General features: G+C 51.8%; 3 protein-coding genes. All 3 read right to left on the reverse strand.

Annotation, left to right across the window (positions count from 1 at the left end; genetic code table 11):
- Positions 1–181: 181 nt before the first annotated feature.
- Positions 182–2,404: a right-handed parallel beta-helix repeat-containing protein gene (locus tag Q8O92_06120; GenBank protein ID MDP2982884.1), complete on the reverse strand. Its 2,223-nt coding sequence runs from the start codon at positions 2,402–2,404 to the stop codon at positions 182–184.
- A 242-nt stretch (positions 2,405–2,646) separates the two neighbouring features.
- Positions 2,647–2,853, reverse strand: coding sequence for a hypothetical protein (locus Q8O92_06125; GenBank protein ID MDP2982885.1), 207 nt, complete (start codon positions 2,851–2,853; stop codon positions 2,647–2,649).
- A 424-nt stretch (positions 2,854–3,277) separates the two neighbouring features.
- The gene (locus Q8O92_06130) at positions 3,278–4,030 is read right to left on the reverse strand and encodes an ATP-binding cassette domain-containing protein (protein ID MDP2982886.1); all 753 of its coding nucleotides are present in this window, start codon (positions 4,028–4,030) and stop codon (positions 3,278–3,280) included.
- Positions 4,031–4,153 lie beyond the last annotated feature (123 nt).

Raw genomic sequence — 4,153 nt, forward strand, 5'->3', positions numbered from 1 at the left:
AAAGAGTTTCTTTAATTTTCGGATTGTTTTTGAGCTTCTAACCTTTTTTATCCGGTATTGCCGATAACGTGACTATATTTTGCCGATAGATTGCCGTTAATTCGTAGGAACGTTTTCGCCGTGACGGATCGGCCACGACAAGCCAGCCGCGCCCTTGTGAATTGGTAAATTAAGGGCTGCCTTATTTCTCCGGCGGGAGCGACTTTCTATAATCGTCCAGCGCGAGGCCGATCTTTTCGAAGGGAATCGGCTGAAAACCGAGCTTCCAGGCCGGAGAATTCTTTTTCAGCCGGAAATCGCCGTTTTTGACATCCTCGAAGCCAGGATCGCCATTCATGAACCGGTTGCCCTTCATTTCGCTCATGATTTCCTTGTCGTCCGCTTTGTAGGTGACAGTGCCTTTTTCTTTCCGAACCCATTTACAGACTTCCGGATCGGCAATCAGGTTGTCTTTCACTGACACAATGCTGAAATCCATGCCGTCATACAAGTCCATCCACCTTCCGCCATACGAAACATTGCGGATTATTTTATTGTATTTGGGCACCGCAGGTTCGTCATTGTAAATCTTCAGGAGCTCCGGGTATTTCGTGCTGTAGGGAGGCTGTTTATAGTTCATGGCGTCCATGTGGTCGAACAGGGTGTTCACGTAGATGTCCAGGGACTTGTCGAAGTAGTATTTCGCCCAGCCCAGCCCGCGGGCATCCACATGGACGGAGGGGGCGCATTCCACAAAAATGTTGTTCTCAACCGTGTTGTCCCGTCCCCCGCCGATAAAAGCCGCCCGGCCCGCTTTGTAAAACACGTTTCCGAAAATAGTGGTTCCGCTCGACCAGTCATCGAGGTATACCGCCATTACTCCTTCCAGGCCCGGCCCGAGAAGGTCGTGGAAATAGTTGTAGCGGATGATATTACCCCGCTGGGTCCAGTCGCGGCCCATGTAAAATGCGCCCACATCGCCGGTCTGCCGGGCGAGGGTATGCAGTTCGTTGAATTGAATCAGGTGCTCGTTTCCGGAGAGCATGATCCCTGAATGGGGGGCGTCATGGATAAGATTGTGCTCGACACGGTTCGCCACACCGGATATGGAGATTGCCGACTGGTATGTCCGTATCCAGGCGCTGTAATCATGGATGTGGTTGTTGGCAGCGAAATTCTCTCCGGGAGCGAGCGTCTTACGGTCGCCGCCGCTGAGAACGATCCCTCCGGACGCGACATCGGACACATTGCATCCGGTGATTCCGTTCCGGGCACCGCCTTCGATGAGCGCAGCGGTGGCGCCGAGGTTACGGAGAGTGCAGCCGGCTACCAGGTTTCGAGACCCGCCTTTGACCGAGATGCCGCTTCCCCGTGAGAATTCCAGGTTGAGTCCCCGGATTGTTACATAAGAGGTGTTTTCCAGGACAATCAGCGGCGTCTCAAGGAGAGATACGAAAGCCCTGCCCTCGCTTCTAGGCGCCGGGGGCCAGAAGTAGAGTATACCCTTTTCGCGGTCGAGATACCATTCTCCGGGAGTGTCCAACTCTTCCAGGATGTTGAAAGCATAATAGCGCTGTCCCTTGCAGTAGCCGTAACCGGAATGCGGCTCGCGGATGAAAATCTCACGGGTTTTAGCGTTGATGGATTTGACCTTCAGAAACTCGTCGTACCAATCCCAGCACCAGTAGCCGTGAAGTATGATTTCATCTACATGGGTCCAGCGCGAGGGACGGTCGCCTTCATAGGTGAATCTGCCGTAATGACGGCCGGTCGGGATGCCGTTGCGCATGTGCGGGGACTGACCCGGGAATACCATCTCGCCGGTCTGGGGGACATCGATGATCCTTACCCATCCTTCGTTCGGCCACCGGGCCAGTGTCATCCGCCGGTCCCGGAAAAAGAGCTCCAGACCGGGCCCGCCGCGGTTGGTGATGGTCCCATAGTTCGTGATCCCCTGCGCCCGGAGATCGGCTTGTACAATATTTCCGCGAAACGCCGGATCGATGCGTTTCAACACTTCCGGATCGGTCACCGGCCCGAAACCTTCCACCTCCCCGCCGCCCACCAGTTGTACTTTTTCCGATGGATAGGTGCGCCAGACGATGGGCGATGTCCCGGTTCCGGAATCCTCGGAGGTCAGTCGAAATGTTTCACTGCGGGGAAAAACTCCTTCCCGGATATAGACGGTTATTCCGCCTTTGGGCGAACCGCCGTTTCTCTTGAGCGCTCGGATTGCCTCACGGGTTTTTTCCAGGCTGGCAAAGGGACCGTCGGTTTTGCCCCGGTTTGCCTCACGGAGTTTTCCCGACCAGGAGTCATTTCCGGCAAGCGAGACATAGAACGCGGTTTCCGCCCATGTTTCATGGGCGAATGCAGACATGAATGCAAAAAGAAGCAGAAAAAACAATCGGCGAATGTTTTTCATGGGAATCTCCGGCATGAAGTAGATATAGTTACCGTCGCGATAGAAAAACAGTTTGTAATCAAAAATACCGCACTGAGAATCTCTGTCAATAAAAAACATTTCTATTCCATCCAAAACGCAAAGAAGTCTGACAGTTTAGATATGCTGCCGTGGAGAAACAGATCAATTCGAAATGTCCATACAATGCAAAAAGGCTGCACAGTAATATAGTGCAGCCTTTAAAAAAATGTAATCATGTTCCTTCACGGTTGATCGCGGTCGGAGAGGAAAATCCCTGCCGCGAGCCCAACTACAAGTCCAGCCGTCGCTCCGATGGTAAGTCCCATGCCGAGGTTGTTCATGGTTGTACCTATTAACCATCCCCCCAGCACGCCGACGACGAGGCCGACGCCGATGCTGATGTAAAGCAGGGTATCTCCGGACCAGCGGTGTTCTACCATTGCTTTCATATGATCACCTTCCTTTCCCAAGAAGTGAAAGCAGGGATGCTTATGAAATCATACTATAAACCCTCTTAAGGGTACATGAAGGCATACACCAAGTTGCATTAAAAAGTATTTCTGAACCGGCCTTTTTATACTGTCTGTATGATGATCCGGCAAAAAGTAATTTTTACATTATTTTCTGGTGTTTTAAACCTCACCCCCTGTCCCCCCCTCCTAGTCAGGAGAGGGGGTAACTCGTTACGCGCCTTGTTCCTACCCTCTCCTATTTAGGAGAGGGGGGCCGAAGGCCGGGTGAGGTTTTCGTCAAATCAGAGAGCTTTTTAATTACTTTTTGCCGGATCATCGTATATATAATGTAAAATTTTAAAAAAGCAAGTTTAATTTTTTCCATAACTATATGTTTCTTTGTATGAACATTGCAGATTTATCAGGTTATCGTATTGTTTGTTTCGAGGAAAAAGTCCTGGATCGCGGGAATCTTTTGCGCGAGAGCATCTTTCAGGGCGCCGGTGTAGAGAACTTTGCCCTTTTCGATATAGGTTATGCGGTCGGCGATGCGCTTGACGCTCTCTATCTCGTGGGAAACCACCACGATGGTCATGTTCAGATTTTCTTTCAGGCTGATGAGCAGCTTATCCAGCTCACGGGTGGTAACCGGGTCCAGTCCCGCCGAAGGCTCATCGCAGAAGATGATTTTGGGGTCCATCACCATAGCACGCGCCACCGCAGCCCGCTTCCGCATCCCGCCCGAAAGCTCCCTCGGATACTTGTGGTACGTCCCGCCCAGCTCTACCTGGACAAGCTTGAGCTCGGCCACCTCCTTCCGGAGCCCGGGAGACATGTCGGTGTGCATTTCCAGGGGAAGAGCTATATTTTCGCCCACATTCATCGAATTGAGCAGAGCGCCGTTCTGGTACATGACCCCCACGTCATGCAGCACTGTCTCAAGGTCTTCCTCCTCGATCAGGGTCATTTCGTTTCCGAGAAGCCTGATGCTTCCGGAACGCGGCTTGTTGAGCCCGATGATATTCTTGAGAACGGTTGTTTTGCCGCTCCCGGAACCACCGATGATGACCATGATCTCCCCGGTGCGGACGTTGAAATTAACCCCGTCGAGGACATGCTGCTCGCCGTACCAGAAATCGAGGTCCTGTATTTCGAGGATGGTGTCGGTGTTCATGGGAATCGTTTTCTTAATGAAAAAAAATGATTCGGTAAAAAAGTAAGTTTCACATTTTTTTCTGGTGTTTCTTTACCTCACCCCCTGTCCCCCTCTCCTAGTCAGGAGAGGGGGTAACTCATT

Source organism: Candidatus Latescibacter sp., assembly GCA_030692375.1.
In the GTDB taxonomy this organism is placed as follows: domain Bacteria; phylum Latescibacterota; class Latescibacteria; order Latescibacterales; family Latescibacteraceae; genus JAUYCD01.